The organism is Peptoclostridium sp., assembly GCF_009881055.1.
Taxonomy (GTDB): domain Bacteria; phylum Bacillota; class Clostridia; order Peptostreptococcales; family Peptostreptococcaceae; genus Peptoclostridium_A.
The window spans coordinates 92,682-112,466 of record NZ_WXFG01000024.1 but is presented as its reverse complement, the minus strand read 5'-3'; the positions used below and the strand labels follow the sequence as shown (position 1 = coordinate 112,466).

At 41.9% G+C, this 19,785-nt stretch carries 23 protein-coding genes and 1 riboswitch; of the genes, 19 read left to right on the top strand and 4 right to left on the bottom strand.

Annotated features, from left to right (window positions below; genetic code table 11):
- The first annotated feature begins 31 nt into the window (after positions 1 to 31).
- From GT589_RS06660 to GT589_RS06645, 4 genes are all read left to right on the top strand, one after another.
- Positions 32 to 928, top strand: a complete 897-nt coding sequence (locus tag GT589_RS06660) for an MBL fold metallo-hydrolase (RefSeq protein WP_293397893.1) — start codon at positions 32 to 34, stop codon at positions 926 to 928.
- Between the two features lie 65 nt (positions 929 to 993).
- Positions 994 to 1,791 (top strand): GTP pyrophosphokinase, encoded by a 798-nt coding sequence (locus GT589_RS06655; protein ID WP_293397855.1) that lies wholly within the window; start codon positions 994 to 996, stop codon positions 1,789 to 1,791.
- Positions 1,792 to 1,890: 99 nt separating this feature from the next.
- The gene (locus tag GT589_RS06650) at positions 1,891 to 2,580 is read left to right on the top strand and encodes a metallophosphoesterase (RefSeq protein WP_293397852.1); all 690 of its coding nucleotides are present in this window, start codon (positions 1,891 to 1,893) and stop codon (positions 2,578 to 2,580) included.
- A gap of 15 nt (positions 2,581 to 2,595) precedes the next feature.
- Complete coding sequence (locus tag GT589_RS06645) at positions 2,596 to 3,756, top strand: class I SAM-dependent methyltransferase (protein WP_293397850.1); 1,161 nt, start codon at positions 2,596 to 2,598, stop codon at positions 3,754 to 3,756.
- Here GT589_RS06645 and GT589_RS06640 read toward each other — a convergent pair.
- Positions 3,753 to 4,019, bottom strand: a complete 267-nt coding sequence (locus GT589_RS06640) for a DUF167 domain-containing protein (RefSeq protein ID WP_293397891.1) — start codon at positions 4,017 to 4,019, stop codon at positions 3,753 to 3,755. The two genes, GT589_RS06645 and GT589_RS06640, sit on opposite strands and share 4 nt — an antisense overlap.
- A gap of 106 nt (positions 4,020 to 4,125) precedes the next feature.
- Between GT589_RS06640 and GT589_RS06635 the strand changes: the two genes are divergently transcribed.
- Together GT589_RS06635 and GT589_RS06630 are read left to right on the top strand one after the other, a co-directional pair.
- Positions 4,126 to 4,692: a 5' nucleotidase, NT5C type gene (locus GT589_RS06635; protein ID WP_293397847.1), complete on the top strand. Its 567-nt coding sequence runs from the start codon at positions 4,126 to 4,128 to the stop codon at positions 4,690 to 4,692.
- Positions 4,693 to 4,707: 15 nt separating this feature from the next.
- Complete coding sequence (locus GT589_RS06630; RefSeq protein WP_293397844.1) at positions 4,708 to 5,193, top strand: hypothetical protein; 486 nt, start codon at positions 4,708 to 4,710, stop codon at positions 5,191 to 5,193.
- Between the two features lie 71 nt (positions 5,194 to 5,264).
- On the opposite strand, the gene fba is transcribed toward GT589_RS06630, so the two are convergent.
- Positions 5,265 to 6,194: a class II fructose-1,6-bisphosphate aldolase gene (gene fba / locus GT589_RS06625; protein WP_293397841.1), complete on the bottom strand. Its 930-nt coding sequence runs from the start codon at positions 6,192 to 6,194 to the stop codon at positions 5,265 to 5,267.
- A gap of 230 nt (positions 6,195 to 6,424) precedes the next feature.
- Here fba and GT589_RS06620 point away from each other — a divergent pair, with 230 nt between their 5' ends.
- The 7 genes from GT589_RS06620 (at position 6,425) to GT589_RS06590 (ending at position 11,668) form a co-directional block, all read left to right on the top strand.
- Positions 6,425 to 6,754: a DUF1904 domain-containing protein gene (locus GT589_RS06620; protein WP_293397838.1), complete on the top strand. Its 330-nt coding sequence runs from the start codon at positions 6,425 to 6,427 to the stop codon at positions 6,752 to 6,754.
- Entirely contained in the window at positions 6,754 to 7,479 is a 726-nt protein-coding gene (locus GT589_RS06615) for a pseudouridine synthase (protein WP_293397835.1), read from the top strand. Before GT589_RS06620 ends, GT589_RS06615 begins: the two co-directional genes overlap by 1 nt.
- Positions 7,480 to 7,481: 2 nt before the next feature.
- Positions 7,482 to 8,246: a phosphatase gene (locus GT589_RS06610; protein ID WP_330582878.1), complete on the top strand. Its 765-nt coding sequence runs from the start codon at positions 7,482 to 7,484 to the stop codon at positions 8,244 to 8,246.
- An 82-nt stretch (positions 8,247 to 8,328) separates the two neighbouring features.
- Positions 8,329 to 9,684 carry a 23S rRNA (uracil(1939)-C(5))-methyltransferase RlmD gene (gene rlmD, locus GT589_RS06605; protein WP_293397832.1) on the top strand — a complete coding sequence of 452 codons (1,356 nt, stop codon included), beginning with the start codon at positions 8,329 to 8,331 and terminating at the stop codon, positions 9,682 to 9,684.
- A gap of 33 nt (positions 9,685 to 9,717) precedes the next feature.
- Positions 9,718 to 10,089 carry a hypothetical protein gene (locus GT589_RS06600; protein WP_330582877.1) on the top strand — a complete coding sequence of 124 codons (372 nt, stop codon included), beginning with the start codon at positions 9,718 to 9,720 and terminating at the stop codon, positions 10,087 to 10,089.
- A 44-nt stretch (positions 10,090 to 10,133) separates the two neighbouring features.
- Positions 10,134 to 11,255 (top strand): IS200/IS605 family element RNA-guided endonuclease TnpB, encoded by a 1,122-nt coding sequence (gene tnpB, locus GT589_RS06595; RefSeq protein WP_293397829.1) that lies wholly within the window; start codon positions 10,134 to 10,136, stop codon positions 11,253 to 11,255.
- Positions 11,256 to 11,317: 62 nt separating this feature from the next.
- Positions 11,318 to 11,668: a DNA/RNA nuclease SfsA gene (locus tag GT589_RS06590; protein ID WP_330582876.1), complete on the top strand. Its 351-nt coding sequence runs from the start codon at positions 11,318 to 11,320 to the stop codon at positions 11,666 to 11,668.
- A gap of 109 nt (positions 11,669 to 11,777) precedes the next feature.
- Here the strand turns inward: GT589_RS06590 and GT589_RS06585 are convergent, their stop codons facing one another.
- Positions 11,778 to 12,944 carry an iron-containing alcohol dehydrogenase gene (locus tag GT589_RS06585; protein WP_293397826.1) on the bottom strand — a complete coding sequence of 389 codons (1,167 nt, stop codon included), beginning with the start codon at positions 12,942 to 12,944 and terminating at the stop codon, positions 11,778 to 11,780.
- 351 nt (positions 12,945 to 13,295) lie between these two features.
- On the opposite strand from GT589_RS06585, the gene GT589_RS10080 reads away from it, so the two are divergent.
- From GT589_RS10080 to GT589_RS06565, 3 genes are all read left to right on the top strand, one after another.
- Positions 13,296 to 14,168, top strand: a complete 873-nt coding sequence (locus tag GT589_RS10080) for a Rid family detoxifying hydrolase (RefSeq protein WP_330582875.1) — start codon at positions 13,296 to 13,298, stop codon at positions 14,166 to 14,168.
- 355 nt (positions 14,169 to 14,523) lie between these two features.
- Positions 14,524 to 15,738 carry a trans-sulfuration enzyme family protein gene (locus GT589_RS06570; RefSeq protein WP_293397823.1) on the top strand — a complete coding sequence of 405 codons (1,215 nt, stop codon included), beginning with the start codon at positions 14,524 to 14,526 and terminating at the stop codon, positions 15,736 to 15,738.
- Between the two features lie 49 nt (positions 15,739 to 15,787).
- Positions 15,788 to 16,477: a radical SAM protein gene (locus GT589_RS06565; protein WP_293397820.1), complete on the top strand. Its 690-nt coding sequence runs from the start codon at positions 15,788 to 15,790 to the stop codon at positions 16,475 to 16,477.
- 156 nt (positions 16,478 to 16,633) lie between these two features.
- On the opposite strand, the gene GT589_RS06560 is transcribed toward GT589_RS06565, so the two are convergent.
- Positions 16,634 to 17,512, bottom strand: a complete 879-nt coding sequence (locus GT589_RS06560; RefSeq protein ID WP_293397817.1) for a LysR family transcriptional regulator — start codon at positions 17,510 to 17,512, stop codon at positions 16,634 to 16,636.
- A gap of 380 nt (positions 17,513 to 17,892) precedes the next feature.
- A riboswitch (guanidine-I (ykkC/yxkD leader) is annotated at positions 17,893 to 17,996 on the top strand.
- A gap of 54 nt (positions 17,997 to 18,050) precedes the next feature.
- On the opposite strand from GT589_RS06560, the gene GT589_RS06555 reads away from it, so the two are divergent.
- The 3 genes from GT589_RS06555 (at position 18,051) to GT589_RS06545 (ending at position 19,656) form a co-directional block, all read left to right on the top strand.
- Complete coding sequence (locus tag GT589_RS06555; protein WP_293397814.1) at positions 18,051 to 18,371, top strand: DMT family transporter; 321 nt, start codon at positions 18,051 to 18,053, stop codon at positions 18,369 to 18,371.
- A gap of 227 nt (positions 18,372 to 18,598) precedes the next feature.
- Positions 18,599 to 19,321 carry an AzlC family ABC transporter permease gene (locus GT589_RS06550; protein ID WP_293397811.1) on the top strand — a complete coding sequence of 241 codons (723 nt, stop codon included), beginning with the start codon at positions 18,599 to 18,601 and terminating at the stop codon, positions 19,319 to 19,321.
- Entirely contained in the window at positions 19,321 to 19,656 is a 336-nt protein-coding gene (locus GT589_RS06545; RefSeq protein ID WP_293397808.1) for a branched-chain amino acid transporter permease, read from the top strand. Before GT589_RS06550 ends, GT589_RS06545 begins: the two co-directional genes overlap by 1 nt.
- Positions 19,657 to 19,785: the final 129 nt, after the last annotated feature.

Sequence of the window (19,785 nt, the reverse complement as noted above, 5' to 3'; positions counted from 1 at the left end):
TATAAAACATCGGGAGGTAACCGTTTTGAACATGGAGAAAATAAGCGGACACAGCTACATAATACGCGGGGGGACAAATACAGGATTATACCTTTTCAAGGATAAGTCCGCGCTTTTGATAGATCCGGGACTTACAAACTCAAGGGGAAACAGGATAATAAGGTACTGCGAAGACGAGGGCATAAGGCCAAGGCACATAGTATTCACCCACGAGCACTACGACCACCACGGAGCTGCGAAGGTAATAATGAACCATTTTACGGGGGCATCGTCGTATTCGTCCGCCAAGGCAAAGCTCATAATAGAGAATCCTGAGATTTTTTCGGGTTACGTATACGGTGGAAAATCAAACAGCTTCCTGGAGGAGAGCTTCAGCCAAAAAGGAGCTGATATAAGGGTGGACAACGTGCTGGAGGCTGGTGTTATAAAGCTTGGCGACAAGAAGTTCTCTATGCATGAAATAACCGGGCACAGCCCGGGACAGCTGGGCATAATGACTGAGGACAAGGTGATCTACATTGGGGATGCCGTATTCAACATCAGCATACTCGAAAAATACAGCATTCCGTTTCTGTATGACATAGGCGCCCAGCTTGATTCGCTGCAACGGCTCCACGAGTTGGATTTCGAATATATGGTCATGGGACATGAAAAGCCGGTTCTGAACCGGGAAGAGGCCGAAGATACTCTAAAGCGCAACATAGAGGCCATAAACGAGTATATAGATCAGGCTAGGGAATTCCTGACTGGGCCAAGGAGCAGGGAGCAGTTGACAGCCGACATAATAGAGTACAATGGCATAGAGACAGGCTACAAGCAGTACTATTTCACAAGCTCCACAATTGCCTCCATAGTATCGTACCTTGCGGACAGGGGTGAAATAGACTATGAAGTGGAGTCCGGAATGCTTTTTTACTACAAAAAATAATACAAAATATCGGGGTTTAGTGATAAAATGTTCCTGTGTGCTTTTTTAAAGGAGGCGTAATATAAATGGAACTTAGGGAATGGAAGACTATTCTAACCCCATATGAATTCGCGGTCGAGGAACTTAAGGGAAAATTCAAGAACATAAGAAAAGAGCTTAAGGCCAACGGCGAATATTCGCCTATTGAGTTCGTAACAGGACGGGTAAAGAAGATTTCATCCATAATAACAAAGGCTGAAAAGCTGGATATAAGCCTTGACGAAGTCGAGGAAAAAATAGAGGACATAGCGGGCATAAGGATAATGTGCCAGTTTGTCGAAGACATATATACAGTTGTCAGTCTTATAAAAAGCAGGGAGGATATGGAGGTCCTGTACGAAAAGGACTACATAACCAACTACAAGGCTAGCGGCTACAGAAGCTACCATGTGATAATAAAGTATCCTTTTCAAACTGCAAAGGGACTTAAAAACATAATGGCCGAAATACAGATAAGAACTCTTGCAATGAACTTCTGGGCCACAATAGAGCATTCGCTCAAATATAAATACGATCACGACATACCATCTGACCTTGCGGCAAGGCTAAGCAGGGCAGGCGACGCCGCATTCCTGCTGGACCAGGAAATGAGCGAGATACGGGACATAGTAGTAAGGGCGCAGGTAATGTTCGAGATGAAGTCGATTGCAATAAAGGACATACTGGACAATATACAAGAGCTCAACAGCATGGGATTTATACAAGAAGCGGTATCTTTCCAGGAGAGATTTGACAGCATCAGCAACTTTGAAGACATCGACAGGATGTTCCTGTTTAAAAGAGAGCTCGAGGCGGCACTTGAAAAATTAAGAAAGACAAAATAGAAGATGCTCCTATTATAGGAGCACTTTTGATTTATTTTTGAATTGAGCCCACTCGCAGCCGCATAGCTTACAAATAATAATAATAAGGGGGCTGATTTTATGGCACTGTATGCTATAGGAGACCTTCATTTTGGAATGGCTGTAGACAAGCCCATGGACATATTTGGAGACGAATGGATAGAGCACAGGGGAAAGATAATTGAAAGCTGGAAATCCATGGTTACCGAAGAGGACACAGTCATAATAGCCGGCGATACATCGTGGGCAATCAACATGGAAGAGGCCATGCCTGACCTGGAAGACATAAGCCTGCTTCCGGGCAAAAAAATAATAGTCAAGGGCAACCACGACTACTGGTGGACAACGCTCAGCAAGCTCAACAGACTTTTCGAGGGCATGATATTCATACAAAACAGCTTTGCTGCATATGAGGACTATGCGGTGTGCGGAAGCAGAGGCTGGCTTTGCCCGAACGACTACTACTTCACATCAAGCGATGAAAAGATATACCGAAGGGAAATAAACAGGCTCAGGATAGCGCTCGAGGGTGCCAAGGCAGCGGGTTACAAAAAACTCATAGTCGCAACTCACTATCCTCCAACAAACGACAGACAGGACGAGTCTGAATTCACAAGGCTCTATGAGGAATTCGGCGTGGAAAAGGTGGTCTACGGACATCTGCATGGCAAAGAGGCTTTCAAGGGAGCGCTCCGGGGCGAACGAAACGGTGTCGAATACATATTTGCAGCATGCGACTATACCGGCTTTAAGCTGGTAAAGATTCTGTAATCTGGGAGGATAAAGATGAAAAAGCAAAACATAGACAAGCTTGCCCTTTTGCTCATGGGACTAAGGCAAAGGAGCGAGGACAACAGGGATTTTTTCATAGGCATGAACATAATGTTCAAATCGGGCAGGAAGGAGTTTCCAGCCACAGCTGTGCAAAAGGGAGACCGCTTCCAGCTGACATACAAGGGGAGAAAGGACAGCCTGGACTTCGAAGGCATATGCAGCCTCATACTAAAGGAGGCCGCCGATTACGACTCGCTCAATATAGAGTATGTTGAAAGAGGCACAATAATACTCATAGAAGGTGACAGCAAGGCTGTCAACATAAGGTATGCCGACAACATAGAGGACGAGGACGCTGTAGCCAAAAAGCAGGCGCAGTCGATGCTCGGTAACAGGGAATACAGAGTTAAGGTGGGTCCAGCTTCGAAGCTCCTGAAGGAGATAGGCATACTAACCCAGGAAGGCAAGATTAAAAACGACAAGATAAGAAAGTACAACCAGATAGACCACTTCGTGGAGCTAATAGACGACATAATAAAGAGCTTCGAGCACAAGGAGACGATAAACATCATTGACTGCGCATGTGGCAAATCTTATCTCAGCTTTGTGCTCAATTTTTATATCAAGGATGTGCTCAAGAAGAACTGTCACTTCATAGGTATAGACAACTCCGAGAATGTAATAGAATCGTCAAGGAAGATGGCCGAAAATCTCGGCTACAAGAACATGGAGTTCATAACCGAGGATCTCGTGTCATACACAGCGGATCGCCGTATAGACATGGTAATAAGCCTGCATGCGTGCGATATCGCAACCGATATGGCGATAGCGCTTGGAGTAAGGGCAAATGCGGATGCCATAGTAGCAGTGCCATGCTGTCACAAGGAGCTTTTGGAGCAATACTCATTTGAAGCTCTAGCACCTATACTAAAGCATGGCGTGTTCAAGGCCAGGATGGCAGACCTTATAACAGACGGGCTCAGGGCCCTCCTGCTCGAAGGGCACGGCTATGAGGTGTCAGCTATTGAGTATATATCGCCTCTGGATACTCCGAAGAATCTCATGATAAGGGCAGTAAAGAAAGAGGAGAGAAACCAACAGGCCATGGAGAACTACACATTACTCAAGGGTATGCTCAGCGTTGATCCAACACTTGAAAAGTTAATATACTAATTTTTTCGAATGACTACAGTCTTCATAGGTGAAGTTTCACCTGTAAGGATTGTGATGCAGCTTTCAGACACGCTAAAGAGGGCGGCAAGGTATCCCATGATTTCCTTGTTGCCCTTTCCCTTTTCCGGGGCTGACTTTATATTGAGCTTGAGGGTTCCGTCAGAGAGCTCCTTTTTGAACTCGGTTTTAGACATCTTAGGGGTCACTTTTATCCTGAGGCTCACGCTGCCATTTGACTCGAGCTCAGACATGTATTTTTCCATAAAATCCAAAAATATCAGCTCCTTATAATATTGATTTAAATAGTTGTTGTATTTTAGGAAAAAGTATACAATAATAGTATAGAGAAAAAGGAGTGAGGGGTAAAGCATGAAAAGGCTCAATATATGCGTTGACATAGATGGAACCATAACAGACCCATACTGCTATCTGGAGTATTTTAACAGCTATTTCGACAAGAAAATAAAGCCTACAGACTTTTCACACCACAGGCTTGATATAGTATATGAAGTCACACGCGACGAGATGACCAGATTCTACATGGAAGAGGGCAGGAGGATGCACCTTGAAGCAACAGTCCAGCCTGATGCCAGAGAGATATTGTGGGAGATGTACAAGAATCACAACATATATTTTGTAACGGCAAGGTATAAGGAGATGGAGGGCACCACGCTCGAGTGGATACAGCTCAACCAGCTTCCGCCCGCCAGGTTATACTCGCTTGGAAGCCACTACAAGGTGGATGCCGCCAAAGAGCTGTGCTGTGACGTTTTCCTTGAGGACAATCCAGAGAATGCTCAGCAACTTGCAGAAAATGGCATAAACGTGCTGCTTGTGGATACTAACTACAACCAGGAGCTTCAGATGAACAGGGTCACGAGAGTGCACAGCTGGAACGAAATCAAGGGGCTTGTGGACATGATGGCTGAGAGGTAAACCAGGAGGAATAAAATGATAAAAGTATCTTTTATGAACAAGAACAACGGCAAAACTGTCATAAAGAGCATGGATATAGAACAGGATCTCAGGGAAAGTGCAGATTTTGAATACGTAAATGACATATCCAACTCGATAAGTCAGAAGAACATCATGGTGTTCGACTGCAAACTCGACGAGACAATATTCAACATCGAAGATCCAGACGATGATTTCTTCGAAGAGTTTGGAACGGATGCAGAATACTTCCAGGTGGTGTTTGACGACATAAAGCTGTATATAGCCGACATGTGCCAGGATATAGAGCATGATCTGAGGGAAGAATACAGATTCGAAAAAATAAGGGTAAGTGCCGAAATATACGACGTGGACGAGACTATTACGGATGTGAAATTCGTGCTTGTAATATCATTCATGGACGCTCCAAGAAAGCAGCAGGCGGACCTTACTAGAGTAGTCGCAAAAAGACAGCTCCAGGGTTCTTCGAAATACTTTAACTAAACAACTAAGCTGAATGAAACAAAAACAAAGAGTGCCCGAGGGCACTCTTTTTCAGTAATCGCATAATGCGATTATATTCTGTTTGAGCAGTTGAATACGTTCTTTATCTTGTGCTGAACAACCTGCTTTATTGCATCCCTTCCAGGACCAAGGTATTTTCTTGGGTCGAATTCATTTGGATTCTCAGCAAGGCACTTTCTTATTGCTGCTGTCATTGCAAGCCTAAGGTCAGTATCGACGTTTATCTTGCACACCCCAAGCTTTGAAGCCTGAGCCAGCATGTCTTCAGGAACTCCCTTTGCGCCCGGTATGCTTCCGCCGAAAGCGTTGCACATTGCAACGTATTCTTCAAGCACTGAAGACGCTCCGTGAAGCACTAGAGGATACCCAGGAAGAAGGTTGCTTATCTTTTCAAGTCTTTCAAAATCAAGCTTAGGCTCGCCTTTGAACTTGTAAGCTCCGTGGCTTGTGCCTATAGCTATTGCAAGGGAGTCAACGCCTGTTCTCTCAACGAACTCCACAGCTTGGTCAGGATCTGTGTAGGTTGCGTCCTCTGCCTTAACCTTGACGTCGTCCTCAACACCGGCAAGCTTTCCAAGTTCAGCTTCAACTGAAACTCCCTTGGCATGAGCGTATTCGACAACCTGCTTAGTTATTCTTATGTTCTCCTCGAAAGAAAGCGCAGAGCCGTCGAACATTACAGAAGAGAAACCGTCGTCTATGCACTGCTTGCATATATCAAAGCTTTCGCCGTGGTCAAGGTGAAGCGCTATAGGAAGGTCAGTGTCTTCAATTGCAGCCTCGACAAGCTTTCGAAGGTATATAGGATTGGCATATTTTCTTGCGCCTGCAGACACCTGGAGTATTAGTGGAGACTTCTCCTCGTGTGCAGCCGCAACAATGCCCTGTATTATCTCCATGTTGTTTACGTTGAAGGCTCCTATGGCATACTTGCCTTCGTAGGCCTTCTTGAACATTTCCGCGGTATTGACTAATGGCATTTTGTAAATCCTCCCTTTATATGTAATTAATATAGTTGATTCAATTAGAATAGCTCAGAATATGACACTTAATAACCACATATATTATATACCATTTTAGAGCCTTTTGCATTCAGCAAATAGCATATTGTTAGCAACTTAGGGATTCAAAATTTGTAATGGTTGTAAATGATATTTAATTTAAAGTATAATAGTATTTGCAAACAACTGACAAGAACGGAGGCGACATCATGCCGCAAATAATTATAAGAGGAATACAGCCGGAAGAGGTCTGCAAGGTGAGCCAGAAGCTGATAGACAAGCTGACACAGGCTGTGGAATGTCCCAGAGACTACTTTGAAATAGAATGCATCAGCTCGGTTAAGGTAACAAATGGCATTATAGAGCAGCCATATCCCTTTGTGGAGGTTGCCTGGTTCGACAGGGGCCAGAAGCTTCAGGACGAGGTTGCAAAGACAATTACAGAAGTCCTCATGGAAGGGCTGGGCATAGAAAGCATGGACCTGGCATTCAAGGTATACGAGAAGGAAAAGTATTACGAAAACGGAGAGCATTTTTAATGGCAAAAGGGATGAGACTCGACAAGCTGCTTTCGAATCTTGGATACGGGAGCAGAAAGGATATAAAGCTGGCGCTTAAGTCTAGAATAGTCAAGGTAAACGGAGAGCTTGAAAAGGACCCGGCAAGGCATGTAGATCCAGAAAAGGACGTCGTCGAATATAACGGTGAGAGGATAGAGTACAGGGAATTCATATACCTCATGCTCAACAAGCCGGACGGCTACGTAAGCGCCACGTTCGACAACAGGGACAAAACGGTACTTGACCTGATAGACGGCGAATACCTGGTATTCGAACCTTTTCCGGTAGGCAGGCTAGACAAGGACACAGAGGGACTGCTTGTGCTGACAAATGACGGAGCGCTCGCGCATAGGGTGCTATCGCCAAAAAAACATGTAAAAAAGAGATACTTCGCACTTGTAGAAGGCGAGGTAACAAGCGATGACATAGAGGCCTTCTCAGAGGGTGTGGAGCTTGAAGATGGCTACAAAACACTGCCTTCCCAGCTGGAAATACTTGAAAGCGGCGAAACGTCGCGGATTGAGCTTACAATATACGAGGGCAAGTTCCACCAGGTCAAGAGGATGTTCGAGGCGGTAGGCAAGAAGGTGACGTACCTCAAGAGGCTTTCGATGGGGAATCTCAGGCTGGACGAAAGCTTGGGGCTTGGGGAATACAGGGAGCTGACAGGAGAAGAATTGCTAATGCTTGAAGAGGAGAGGTGATTATGATGAAGGAGTTTATACTTGATGTTCACTGCCACACAATAGCAAGCGGCCATGCATACAGCACTGTGCACGACATAGCAAGGGAAGCTGCGAAAAAGGGTATAAAGTTATTTGCTTTGACCGATCACGGGCCGGAGATGCCGGGAGCGCCTCACCTTTACCATATAAAGAACCAGAGAGTAATACCAAGAATAATAGACGGAGTAATAGTTCTAAGAGGCGTAGAAGCCAATATAATGGACTACGACGGCGAGCTTGACATGAGGGATTCAGACCTCAAGGAGCTCGATATCGTCATAGCAAGCCTTCATCACATATGTATAGATCCTGGAACCAGGGATGAAAACACAAATGCAATTATTAAGGCCATGGAAAACAGAAATGTCGACATAGTGGGACACATAGGAAACCCAATGTTTCCAATAGATGAGGAGAAGGTTGTAAAGGCCGCGAAGAAGAACAACGTTCTCATCGAGATAAATAACAGCTCGTTTGGACCATCCAGGAAGGGCAGCAAGGAGAACTGCAGCCTTATAGCCAGCCTTGCCAGGGATAACGGGAATATGGTTGTGCTTGGCTCCGACTGTCATATAGCATTTGATGTAGGTAATTTCGAGTATGCGGGCAAGCTCCTCCATGATATAGGAATGCAAAAGGAGCAGATAATAAACACGAGCGTAGACAGGCTCATAGATTTCCTGGAAAGCAAGGGTAAGACGACCATAGAAGACATAAAGGAGCTTAGGAAGAAAAGCTTCATATAGAGTTATAAAACACAATTTAGATTACAGAAACTGCCGCCCGTTCGGGCGGCATATTTGCGATTAGCAGCCGGGAGGAAATTTAGTGAAAAGAAAAGATATAATAGAGCTTACAATAGAGGGTATGGAGTTTGGGGGAAGGTCATACGCCATATCAGAAGACAGAAAAGTGGAGCTTAAGGGCGGAATAACAGGCCAAAGAATCAGCGCAAGAGTCAAGAAAGCCAGAAAGAACAAAGCCGAGGCCAGCATATTAGGCGTTATAGAAAAATCACCGCTTGAGACAGCGCTTACATGCCCTCATTTTGGAGACTGCGGAGGCTGCATGTACCTTTCGCTTCCATATGAAGAGCAAGCAAGACTTAAAGAGGAAATGGTCTACAGACTCTTTGAAGAGGCGGGCATCTCAGGTTTTGAGGCCTTCCCCATTCAGTTAAGCCCATCGGCCTACGCCTACAGGAACAAGATGGAGTATACATTTGGTGACAATGAAAAGAACGGCCCTACAATGCTTGGCATGCACAAGAAGGGAAGGTCCTTTGATATAGTCACGGTAGATGAGTGCATGATAGTCAGTGAAGATTTCAACAGGATACTCTCAGCCACACTTGAGTATTTCAAGAGTTTGGGAATACCCCACTACAACAAGAAGGCCCATGAAGGCTACCTCAGGTTCTTCATAATAAGAAGAGGCGAAAACACCGGAGAACTTATGGTCAACCTGGTTACATCATCGCAGTTGGATCCGGACCTTTCAGGCTATGTGGACATGCTCCTTTCTCTGAATCTTGAATCAAATATAGTCAGCATACTCAACACAATAGACGACAACCTGGCGGATGCGGTAAAGTGTGAGGAGCTAAGAGTGCTGCACGGCAGGGACCACATATTTGAAGAAGTACTGGGACTCAGATTCAAGATATCGCCTTTCTCATTCTTCCAGACGAACACAAAGGGCGCAGAAAAGCTGTATTCAATAGCCAGAGAATTCGCAGGAGAGTCAAAGGGCAGGACAATATTCGACCTCTACAGCGGAACAGGCACAATAGGCCAGATACTCTCAAAGGAAGCTACGAAGGTAATAGGAATAGAGCTTGTGGGCGAGGCGGTAGACGCCGCAAACGAGAACACCAGGCTCAACGGCATATCAAACTGCACCTTCATAGCAGGAGACGTGGGCGAGAAGGTAAGAGAGCTGGAGGAAAAGCCAGACATAATAGTAATAGACCCTCCTAGAATGGGAGCCACACAAAAGGCGATAGCCGACATAATAACCTTCGGGGCAAGGGACATTGTATACATCTCCTGCAACCCGAAGACACTGATAGACAACCTGCTGCAGCTCCAGGAAGCAGGCTACAAGATAGAAAAAGTAATGCCAGTAGACATGTTCCCGCATACCCCGCATTGCGAGACGGTATGTCTGTTAACCCCAAAATAAGCTAAACAGCTAAAATTGAGCAGGAAAACTAAAATGATATACAACAATATAAAAAAAGCTAAATTTATCAGCAGGCCAAATAGATTTATTGCGAATATTGAAATAGATGGAAAGCTTGAATTATGCCATGTTAAAAATACCGGGCGATGTAAGGAATTATTAACTCAGGGCGCTGAGATTAATGTTCAAGAATGTGATTCCAGCAACCGGAAGACAAAATACGATCTGATATCTGTTTACAAAGGTGAAAGATTGATTAACATGGATAGTCAGGCACCCAATAAAGTTTTTCATGAATTTTTATCAATGTTAGGGCGAGAATACCTTCATCCTCTTAGGTGGGGGATGAATCGCCTAATGTTTTTAAGTTGTGTTTTTTGTGTCTGTTCAAGGGTATACATATAATAGCAGCAATCAGCCTTATATGTCACACAAGGAGTTGAAAAGCAATGCTAGTTAGCAAAGCGTACAAGTTCCGCATATATCCGAATAGCCAGCAAAGAAAGCTGATAGCCAAAACAATAGGCTGTAGCCGCTTTGTATTCAACCACTTCCTGAATGCTTGGAATAACGAATACAGACAAACAGGCAAGGGATTGACATATAATTCTTGCTCGGCACAAATGACCCAACTCAAGAAAGAGCTTGTTTGGCTCAAGGAAGTGGACAGCATAGCTCTACAATCTTCCCTGAGGAATCTTGGCGATGCTTTCGACCGTTTCTTCAAGAAGCAAAATGACGCTCCACGTTTCAAATCCAAAAGAAACAAAGTGCAGTCGTATACTACAAAATTTACCAATGGCAATATAGCTATAGCAGACAACAAAATCAAACTGCCTAAGCTTGGTCTAATCAAATTTGCTAAGTCTAAAGAAATAACTGGCAGGATTCTAAGTGCCACTATAAGGCGTAATCCATCCGGCAAATATTTTGTATCTGTGCTTGTCGAAGCAAAGGTGCAAGAGCTGCCTAAGTCGAATTCTTCATGCGGGATAGACGTAGGGTTGAAAGATTTCGCCATACTTTCAGATGGCACAGCATACGAGAATCCCAAGTTTTTCAGAACGCTTGAAGCAAAGCTTGCAAGAGAGCAACGCATACTGTCAAGGCGTATCAAGTTCTCAAACAACTGGCACAAGCAAAGAATCAAGGTTGCCAGAATACACGAGCATATAGCCAATGCAAGAGCAGATTACCTGCACAAAATCTCCACAGAGATAGTCAAAAACCACGACATCATCGGCATTGAGGATTTGCAGGTATCCAATATGCTCAAAAACGGCAAGCTAGCGAAAGCCATATCCGAGGTATCATGGTCGGAGTTCAGGACAATGCTTGAATACAAGGCCAACTGGTACGGCAAGCAGGTCGTCATCGTAGCTAAGAACTTCGCCTCAAGCCAATTGTGTTCTAATTGCGGTTGCAAAAACAAAGACGTTAAAAATCTCTCTGTCAGAGAGTGGACTTGTCCAGAATGCGGAGCAAACCACGACAGAGATATTAACGCAAGCATAAATCTTAAAAACGAAGCCCTAAGGCTTCTAACCGTAGGAACTACGGGGTTAGCCTAATAACAAACTGCTCGGTAGATCGGTGTTCTTAGGAATCCGTACACCTCTAAGCGTTAGCGTAGGTGGCGGTAGTTCAATTTGAAACAGATGACAGAAAAATATTTGTGGAAGTTAAAGGCGTGACATTAGAAGAAGCTGGAGTTGTCAAGTTTCCTGATGCGCCTACAGAAAGAGGTCTTAAGCATTTAAATGAACTTGCCGAATGTATTTCTGACGGTTATGAAGCGTATATATGCTTTATAATCCAAATGAAGGATGTGCTGTATTTTACTCCTAATTATACGATTCATAAGGAATTCGGAGAAACATTGAAGGATGTGAATAGAAGAGGTGTCAATATTGTTGCTTTAGACTGCGAAGTGACAGATGACAGCCTGACATATAGAAATATGGTTGATGTGTATTTGATCTGATGACAATATTAGATATAAGAGCAAAACAAATATGATTCTTTTTCAGCATGAAAAAGTGATGTCTGGATTAAACCAAACATCACTTTTTTTAGTGTTTATTTACGGGAGACTAGAAAGTTACGTCTGTACCGTAGTAAGCAGCTTCGAATAGCTGTTTCATCTCTTCTACAGATATGTCTCTTGGGTTAGTGCCTGTACAAGGATCTCCCACTGCGTTTTTAGATATTTCATCAAGGCTTGACTTGAAGAAGTCTTCTGCTATGCCAAACTCCTTAAGTGTGTGAGGCATGTTCATAGAAGTTCTGAAGTCCTTTACAAGCTGCACAAGAGATGCAACAAGCTCATCAGTTGTAGTTCCAGAAAGACCAAGTCTTCTTGCTATGTCGGCGTACTCAGCTCCAGCTGCCTTAGAGTTGAACTGAATTGCATATGAAAGGTATATTGCATTGGCGCAGCCGTGAGGTATGTCGAATATCTTGCCTGTCTTGTGAGCCATTGAGTGAACTATTCCAAGTATGGCATTAGAGAATGACATTCCTGCAAGGCACTGAGCTATGTGCATGTCCTTTCTGGCCTGGTCTGCCCCTTTGTAAGAGTCAACAAGGCTTGCCACAGTCATTTCTATTGATTTCATCGCAAGTGAATCAGTTATTGGATTTCTAGCCTTTGAAACATAGGCTTCGAATGCATGTGTAAGAGCATCCATACCTGTATTTGCAACAAGTGACGGAGTCATACTTTGAACAAGTCCAGTGTCAACTATTGCAACATCTGGAGTTATGTTGTAGTCGGCGATAGGATACTTTACGCCTGTCTCGTGATTAGTTATTACTGAAAACGAAGTAACCTCAGTTCCAGTACCGCTTGTAGTAGGTATTGCTATGAATCTTGCCTTCTTTCTAAGCTCAGGCAGGTTGAAAGGCTTTGCAGCCTCCTCGAATGTGAATTCAGGATACTCGTAGAATATCCACATGGCCTTGGCCGCATCTATAGGAGAGCCTCCGCCTATTCCAACTACAAGATCAGGATTGAACTCTCTCATAGCCTGCGCACCTGACATTACAGTTGCAACTGAAGGATCGTTTTCAACTCCTGAAAATATTGAAGTTTCTATGTTTGCTTCCTTAAGAAGCGACTGAATCTTTGGAACAGTACCATCCTGTATAAGTCTTTCAGAACCTATAACAAGCATGGCCTTGCTTCCGCCTACCGACTTTAGATGCTCTATGGCATTCTCACCGAAATAAACGTCTCTTGGAATTGTAAATCTTTGCATATCTATGTCCTCCTTAGAAAATTAATAATTGTTTTAGTTTTTTAGGATGTCCCCAGGCACATTCTTAGTATAAAACCATCGATCCATTAAAAAAAGAAGGCACTTTTTGGTGATTCAGTTTCAAAAAGGTAGGAAATATGCAGCGGGTTCACATTGAGATTTTAATTTTTTTTTAGCGCTGTTTGAATATAGGAGCAAAAGACAGGATCATTCAAAATACTATAGAGTGTTTACAGGGTATTGGATTAAGGTAGAAAAATAACAAGATGGAAACTATAGCTCATAATAGCTAAAAAATAGTTATAAGGTCGCCTGCTAGTTGATTCAAACTATAGTGGAAGGATATTTATTATGACAGAGAAAAAGCAAGAGCGTGAGCAAGATATTGAAAGAAAAGAAGAGCTTATTGCTCCATGTGGGATGAACTGCGCTTTATGCATTTCTTATCAATTCAAAGAAAAGGACTTGAATAAACAAGGCTTTCACAGGACATATTGCTGCGGCTGTATAAAGAGGGGTAAAAACTGCACACACATGGGAGATAAGTGCGAGCTGCTGGGAAAAGGGAAGGTTCGATTCTGCTTTGAGTGTGAAGCATATCCCTGTAAGCTATTGAAGGCTCTGGATAAGAGATACCGCACAAAATACCACATGAGCATGATTGAAAACCTGGACTTCATCAAAGAAAAAGGAATTGAAGAATTCCTAAAAAAGGAAGAAGCCGAGTGGAAATGCCCGGAGTGCGGTGGAACAATCTGCTGCCACAATGGACTGTGTCTGAACTGCAATCTGGAAACTTTTTTGCATAATAAAAAATATCGCTGGAATGAGGAGGAATTTCAAATGCCAAGAAAAGCCGTTAGTGCAGCTGGAGCTGCAACTGTTGGACCATACTCACATGCAATTGAATCAGGAGATTTAATTTTTTTATCTGGGCAGACACCGATAGACTCACAAACTGGAAAGCTTGTGGAGGGTGATATTGTTGAACAGACAAAGCAATGTTTTAAGAATATTTTCAGTGTATTGGAAGCAGCAGGGTTAACCTCTGACAATGTTGAAAAAGTAAATGTATTTTTAATTGATATTAATGATTTTACAAAAATGAACGAAATATATTCAAAACAATTTTCTGAACCATATCCTGCTCGTACAACTATAGGAGTAGCATCGCTGCCTCTAGGTGCTAAAATTGAGATAGAAATGATAGCAAGAAGAAAATAATTGAATAACTGCCCCAGACTAACCGAAAGAGTGCTTGACACATACAGGTTAGTTTTTTTATTATGCTGTATTGACGGATTCCACTGCGCTCTCTGAGAAAGAGTGCTTGACACATACAGGTTAGTTTTTTTATTGGATAAATGTTATAGCCTCCCAAATTAAAGAATTATTCCTGTGTGTTTCATACGCCAAGTTAAATGATATTTATTCAATTTAATATTGATGTATTTGCGCTTTACGCACTTATATATAAATATTATACTGAAGCCAAAGAACTAAAGATGATTAATCAACATATGGCTTATTGTTTGACGTGATGAAGCAATACTAGAAAAATTGAGGGAGGATTCTTAAAATGAACACTGGAAAACAACTTTTTAACACAAGTGCAATTCATGCTGGAAGCGAACACTGTCCGGTAACCGGGGCACATATTGCACCAATATATCGTACTTCTACTTTTGTGATGAAAGACGTGGAGGAAGCGATTGCAGCAGGTTATGGCGACCCGGAAGGAAAATACTACGCCTATACGAGATACGGGAACCCAACAATCCATGCAGTACAGCGAAAAATTGCCGCATTAGAGAATGCAGAAGCAGCTCTAATGGCCGCTTCTGGGATGGGAGCAATTACAACAGCGCTATTAGCTGTCCTTAATACAGGCGATCATATTGTTGCCTCAGATACAGTTTATGGCGGTACGTTTGGTTTCATGAAGAAAATTCTTCCGCGTTTTGGCATTGAAGTAACTATGGTTCGTGTTACTGGAGATCAAGTTGAAAATATAAGAAACGCCATGAAACCAAATACAAAAATTGTTTATATTGAAACACCATGCAATCCAACGCTTGCAATCACAGATTTAAAGAGAGCTGCAGAAATCGCTCATGAATGTGGTTCATTATTGTATGTGGATAACACTTTTGCAACTCCATATCTTCAACAGCCTATTTCTCTCGGTGCAGACATTGTTTTGCATTCAACAACTAAATATTTGAATGGACATGGCGACATGATAGGCGGAGCCATTGTGGGGAAAAGAGAATTAATTCATAAATTTGATAGTGATTATATGAAGTGGATTGGCGGGATTATGTCCCCGGCAGATGCGGCAGGGCTTTCTAAGGGGATAAAAACTCTTGGTGTTAGAATGGATGTTCATTGTTCTAATGCAAGGAAGATAGCCGATTTCTTGGAAAACCACAATATGGTTGAAAAAGTGTTATACCCGGGTATTGAATCCCACCCTGGTCATGAGATCGCTAAAAAGCAGATGAAGGATTTTGGTGGAATGATGAGTTTTAATGTCCGTGGTGGATTTGAAGCAGGAAAACTCCTCATGGATAGCGTGAAATTGTTTAGTTTGGCGACTTCTCTAGGGAATGTGGATTCTCTTATACAGCACTCCGCATCAATGAGCCATGCTTCAATGAGTAAAGAAGAGCGTGAAGCGGTGGGCATAGCAGATGGGCAGGTAAGGCTATCAATAGGAATTGAAGATGTTGAGGACATCATATATGACTTAGACCAAGCATTGCACAATGTCAAAAGTCAGATGAATCTGTAAATCATTTTAAAGGAAAAGGCTTATTAGTACAGAAAAGGAGGTTGTTGATATGGGGAGTTTCACTTATAAAGATACCTATATAGAGGACGGCAATAAGGTTCTAGAGGTCAATGTGCTGCCAGAAAAGTATTGCAATTTTGATTGCATATTTTGTCCTATCGGGCGATCACCGAAAAAAGTAGATACACAGATGACTTTTGACGGATTTCAAGAATCGATGCAAGATTTGGATAACATGATTGAAAAGACAAAGCCAGAATTGATTTTTATCAATTCGAAAGGTGAAGCTTTTGTAAACGATAGAATCGCTGAAATTGTCAGCTTTATAAAATCAAAAGGTCTACCTGTAAGATTGCTTACAAATGGGTACTTGTTGGGAAATGCGTCATGTAGAGAAATCGCCAATGTTTGTGATGAGGTAATCGGTGAGATAAAAGTGATTACGGAAGAAGACTTTCAAAAGGTTCAGAGGCCAATTGAAGGATATACATTGGAAGAATATATTTCCAACATGGTTTCATTCAACAAGCAATATACAGGCAAATTCATTTTCGAAATTACGATTGTGAAGGGATGCAACGACGATGAAGTATCGGTACAGAAGTTAAAAGAGATTATTAAGCTCCTTTCGCCAAGTAAGGTCATTGTTGTGCGAATGGAAGATGAACCGTTTAAGAAAAAGCTTGGTATCTCAGATGAAAGATATGCGGAAATCACAAAAATCCTACTCAATAAATAAAAATGAAACGGATTTCCAAAGTGCTTGGCACAGGCATGGGAACAATTACAAGAGCTTTACTATAGAATTAGAATAAATCACGTGGCTCTAGAGAAAAGCTAGAGTCACGTGATCATGCCAATCGTTTTATAGATTAGAGCAATGTCCATCTACTGACTAAGTTATATTATTTTTGACATGGTCGAGAATATGATTGAACAATTTTTTGGCAGCAGGTGAAAGCAGCTGCTTTTGCTGAGTAATGAGTCCAATGGTTCTATATTCATTAGGCTCCAATGGATAGATTTTAATATCGTAAGATACTTTTTTAAGAATTAATTCTGGCACAACGCTTATACCTAATCCGCTTTCAACAATTGCAAGAATGGATTGATCGTCGTCAATAAAGAATTCAGGTTGTATTGTGAGGTTGTATTTTTTTATAAAAGATATGGTATCTGCGTTATACCCCTCGCGTTGCAAGACAAAAGTTTGATTTTGAATATCGTCAATAGTAACAAATTCAGGATGCTTTGATTTAAAATTTTTTGGTGTAATGCAGAGTAAGCGATCCTCGAAAAGTGGAGTTGCTATAAGATCTTCACTTACTGGCAAGCTTGCAAAACCGATATCTACTATTCCGACACTTGTCCAATGAATTACGTCTTCGTAGTCACCCTGCATAATGTGAATGTTTATATTGGGATACAATTGTCTAAAGGATTTTATGATGTCGGGAATCCAATTGCTGCATACGCTGCTGAAAGTACCTATTACTACAGTTCCTTGTTCAAGTCCATTGATCTGAGCAGCCAATTGCTGCAGCTGTTCTTCTGCATTCAAAACTGATCTGATAGACGCAATTACGCTTTCGCCTTCCCGAGTAAGTCGAACACCTTTTCTGCTGCGGACAAAAAGCCGGAAACCAAGAGTTTTTTCTAAGGTAGCAATAGATCTGCTTACAGCGGATGGTGTTAAGTTGATGCTTTCGGCAGCACGTATAAAACTCTGATGTTTTGCTACTGCATCGAAAATTTTGTATGAATATAGTGACATAATAAATACCCTCACCTAAATATATTTTTTAAAAGCGATCCCATAAGCTATATCTGCAATACTTTTGTTGGTGTTTACCAGCGGTTCGATGCTTTTATTTACTCTGAAGTTTAAGATATACTGAAATAAGCTTTGATCTACACGATTTTTGAAAAAACGGCAGCATTCGCTCCTGCTTAAATTGATATGATCTGATAAAAACATGAGTAACCGGATTACATATAAGTATTATACTTCTGAAATATAATATTAGCAAAAGAGAAGCGGCGTGAAAATTGTGACATTATTTTATAACTGCTAAAGATTAATGAGTGGGTATTAGACATTGACTTAATCATAAATACTGTCGTAATATATGAATACAAACAAAATCTTAATATTATAAAGTTTTATAGGGTTCCGCGGTATGCAATTTATTACTGGTCTGGTCCAAGATAAAACGCACAGAATACTGTGTTCACGGAAGGATAAAAGCCTGGGAGATATTTTATATATTACCCACGGCTTTTTTTGTTTTAAAAATTATTGGAGGTGGACTATGAAGTGGTTTGAACTTATCATCGCAGGGATATTTGAGGTCGGATGGGCTTTAAGCTTGAAATACTCACAAGGATTTACGAAGCCTTTACCCAGCATAATCACAATAGCAGGTATGACAGCAAGTTTCTATTTACTATCATTAGCTTTAAAGAGCATCCCGCTAGGGACGGCCTATGCGATTTGGACAGGAATAGGCACTCTTGGTACTGTGATTTTAGGAATAACGCTATTTAAAGAGCCTATAGATGCAATCAGAATAATTTGCATTATGCTCATATTAATTGGAATAATTGGGCTGAAGATGATTTCGCCTCACTAAATTACCTATCAGAGACATGAAAAATCCAGATGTCGTTTTCCTGAATAATATGTTCTGTTTAGAGCTATATAAAAAATTAAATATGGATTAAAGGTTTACGCTCAAAATGTTTTATGCTATATTAACCTACATGCAAAATATAATTAATCGCCGGAAAATGTGATTATCACATTGTATTCTTATCATTGATAATGTGCCGGTGGATTAAGCACAACGAGGTGAAAAATTTGAACGAAAAAACTAAAGCATTAAAAGCGGCATTTCCTCATACAATCCCTGTATTTACCGGATTTATTTTCTTAGGCTTCGCCTACGGCATACTGATGAGCAGCAAGGGATACGGCATTGGCTGGAGTGTGTTGTTCAGCTTGGTAGCATTTGCGGGCTCGGCCCAATACGTAGCCATAAGCTTTCTTACATCAGTTTTCAATCCTGTTTACGCACTGCTTATGACGTTAATGGTTAATGCCCGCCATTTATTTTACGGAATTTCAATGCTGGACAAGTATAGGGAGACAGGCAGGCTAAAGCCATACCTTATTTTTGGCATGTGCGATGAAACATTTTCAATCACTTGTTCAACTGAGCCGCCTGAAGGCGTAGACCGAAGCTGGTTTATGTTATTCATAACTCTCCTAAACCACAGCTACTGGGTTATGGGCTCGGCTCTTGGAGGATTGCTTGGTTCTATGATTTCTTTCAATACTAAGGGTCTGGATTTTGTGCTTACAGCTCTTTTTGTAGTAATTTTTGTAGGCCAGTGGAAATCTCAAAAGGACCACAAGCCGGCAATAATAGGTGTTGTGTGTTCATTGGCTTGCCTTTTAGTTTTCGGGCAAGGCAATTTCATTATCCCTTCTATGCTTGCAATACTTGCTGTGCTTACGATGTCTAGGAAAAGAGAAGAAAAATATGATTGCGACAGAGAATTGCTAGAGGAGGGAGCATAATGACTTTAACACCTGTTCAGACCCTTATTACTATAGGTGTGGTGACTATAGGGACAATGATAACAAGGTTTTTGCCCTTTGCAGTATTCAAGAATGCAAATTCAAACAGTTCATATATAAGTTATCTAGGTCAGGTATTGCCTTATTCCGCAATAGGCTTGCTGGTTGTGTATTGCCTCAAGGGCGTTGATCTAAGCGGACCGACCCACGGACTTCCGGAGGCGATAGCCGTCATTTTCGTAGCGGCGCTTCATTATTTCAAGGAGAATGCGCTCCTTAGCATAGGAGCAGGCACTGTTCTCTATATGGTGCTTGTTCAGGCTGTTTTTATTTAAAAAGAGAAGTTTTTCAGGCTTATAAAGGCTTCTAACAGTAAAATAGCAAAAGGGCATGCCATGAAGGCAAGGCCCTTTTTGGTTTTTTGGTCTTGGAAGCACTAAAGAATATTATCGCTTAGATTGAGG

Bases quoted from the DNA above. Each gene is read 5' to 3' on its own strand.
- tnpB (WP_293397829.1), top strand. From the start codon at position 10,134: ATGCTAGTTAGCAAAGCGTACAAGTTCCGCATATATCCGAATAGCCAG.
- GT589_RS06660 (WP_293397893.1), top strand. From the start codon at position 32: ATGGAGAAAATAAGCGGACACAGCTACATAATACGCGGGGGGACAAAT.
- fba (WP_293397841.1), bottom strand. From the start codon at position 6,194: ATGCCATTAGTCAATACCGCGGAAATGTTCAAGAAGGCCTACGAAGGC.
- GT589_RS06610 (WP_330582878.1), top strand. From the start codon at position 7,482: ATGATGAAGGAGTTTATACTTGATGTTCACTGCCACACAATAGCAAGC.
- GT589_RS06570 (WP_293397823.1), top strand. From the start codon at position 14,524: ATGAACACTGGAAAACAACTTTTTAACACAAGTGCAATTCATGCTGGA.
- GT589_RS06560 (WP_293397817.1), bottom strand. From the start codon at position 17,512: ATGTCACTATATTCATACAAAATTTTCGATGCAGTAGCAAAACATCAG.
- GT589_RS06655 (WP_293397855.1), top strand. From the start codon at position 994: ATGGAACTTAGGGAATGGAAGACTATTCTAACCCCATATGAATTCGCG.
- GT589_RS06545 (WP_293397808.1), top strand. From the start codon at position 19,321: ATGACTTTAACACCTGTTCAGACCCTTATTACTATAGGTGTGGTGACT.
- GT589_RS06630 (WP_293397844.1), top strand. From the start codon at position 4,708: ATGATAAAAGTATCTTTTATGAACAAGAACAACGGCAAAACTGTCATA.
- GT589_RS06620 (WP_293397838.1), top strand. From the start codon at position 6,425: ATGCCGCAAATAATTATAAGAGGAATACAGCCGGAAGAGGTCTGCAAG.
- GT589_RS06640 (WP_293397891.1), bottom strand. From the start codon at position 4,019: ATGGAAAAATACATGTCTGAGCTCGAGTCAAATGGCAGCGTGAGCCTC.
- GT589_RS06565 (WP_293397820.1), top strand. From the start codon at position 15,788: ATGGGGAGTTTCACTTATAAAGATACCTATATAGAGGACGGCAATAAG.
- GT589_RS06635 (WP_293397847.1), top strand. From the start codon at position 4,126: ATGAAAAGGCTCAATATATGCGTTGACATAGATGGAACCATAACAGAC.
- GT589_RS06585 (WP_293397826.1), bottom strand. From the start codon at position 12,944: ATGCAAAGATTTACAATTCCAAGAGACGTTTATTTCGGTGAGAATGCC.
- GT589_RS06645 (WP_293397850.1), top strand. From the start codon at position 2,596: ATGAAAAAGCAAAACATAGACAAGCTTGCCCTTTTGCTCATGGGACTA.
- GT589_RS06615 (WP_293397835.1), top strand. From the start codon at position 6,754: ATGGCAAAAGGGATGAGACTCGACAAGCTGCTTTCGAATCTTGGATAC.
- GT589_RS06650 (WP_293397852.1), top strand. From the start codon at position 1,891: ATGGCACTGTATGCTATAGGAGACCTTCATTTTGGAATGGCTGTAGAC.
- GT589_RS06600 (WP_330582877.1), top strand. From the start codon at position 9,718: ATGATATACAACAATATAAAAAAAGCTAAATTTATCAGCAGGCCAAAT.
- GT589_RS10080 (WP_330582875.1), top strand. From the start codon at position 13,296: ATGACAGAGAAAAAGCAAGAGCGTGAGCAAGATATTGAAAGAAAAGAA.
- GT589_RS06555 (WP_293397814.1), top strand. From the start codon at position 18,051: ATGAAGTGGTTTGAACTTATCATCGCAGGGATATTTGAGGTCGGATGG.